A 220-nucleotide genomic window follows, 5' to 3' on the forward strand; every position below is an offset into this window, starting at 1 on the left:
CTGCCATTTCCTTCTTTTGGATATCACGAGCTGAGATATCATTAAGGATTGTGAAACCAAAGATATGCTCGTGAGCATCTTCTTCTCTAATATTTTTCCCTTCTTTACCAACAATCATCCCTAGCTCAAGTTCGTAATCGAGAATATCTGTATATTTAGGCCAGAGAACTTCTTCCTCTGGTCCAATGAAGCCATGAGTTGGACCTTTGTAATATGCAGG

At 39.5% G+C, this 220-nt stretch carries 1 protein-coding gene; it reads right to left on the minus strand.

What is annotated here, in order from left to right; all coding sequences use genetic code 11:
• Positions 1-220 (minus strand): fumarylacetoacetate hydrolase family protein (locus tag M901_RS04790; protein ID WP_034720453.1); only part of this gene is annotated, 220 nt, incomplete at both ends.

This window comes from Bacteriovorax sp. DB6_IX (genome assembly GCF_000447775.1).
GTDB lineage: Bacteria > Bdellovibrionota > Bacteriovoracia > Bacteriovoracales > Bacteriovoracaceae > Halobacteriovorax_A.